The sequence below is a fragment of the Streptomyces sp. AC550_RSS872 genome, assembly GCF_019049285.1.
Lineage (GTDB): Bacteria > Actinomycetota > Actinomycetes > Streptomycetales > Streptomycetaceae > Streptomyces.
Genome location: NZ_JAGMUL010000208.1, coordinates 227,911 through 228,571, shown reverse-complemented (window position 1 = coordinate 228,571; position 661 = coordinate 227,911). Strand labels below are relative to the sequence as shown.

The following is a 661-nucleotide window of genomic DNA, read 5'->3' as shown; positions in this document are numbered from 1 at the left end:
CTGCCGCAACGCCCGAACCGCCAACTCCGGCTCCAGCAAACCCACACCACGCCGCGACAACTGCTCCGCCGTATCACCCACCGCCATCGCCGTGGCCCGCCAACCACCCCACGACACCGACGAACCCACCACACCACGCGCCCGACGAGCCCGGATCAGACCATCCAGGAACCCACCAGCCGCCGCATTCGCCCCATTACCCGCACTCCCCCACACCGCGGCACCCGACGAGAACACCACGAACGCGTCGAGTTCCAGGCCGAGTTCGGTGGTCAGGTCGTCCAGATGACGCGCCCCCACCACACGGGCGGAGAGCACCTCGGTGAAGTGTTCGGGACCGGCGACGGCGAGCTGCTCGTAACCGGACACACCCGCGGTGTGGAATACGGCGGTCAGGGGGTGCTCGGCCGGGATCCCGGCGAGCACCTCGGCAAGCCCGTCCCGGTCGGTCACGTCACACGCGACGAAGGTCAGCTCTGCACCCAGCTCGCCTATTTCATCGGCGAGTTCGGCGGCGCCTTCGGCCTGCCCGCCGCTACGGCTGACGAGCAGGAGACGCTCGGCGCCCTCCTTGGCCAGCCAGCGCGCCAGATGCCCGCCGACACCACCGGTACCACCGGTGATCAGCACCGTCCCGGTCGGGTTCCACTGCCGTACAGGG

1 protein-coding gene is annotated in these 661 nt (G+C 69.7%); it reads right to left on the bottom strand.

The genetic code is table 11. From position 1 onward, the window contains the following. Positions 1-661 (bottom strand): SDR family NAD(P)-dependent oxidoreductase (locus KUM44_RS44435; protein ID WP_217215493.1); only part of this gene is annotated, 661 nt, incomplete at both ends.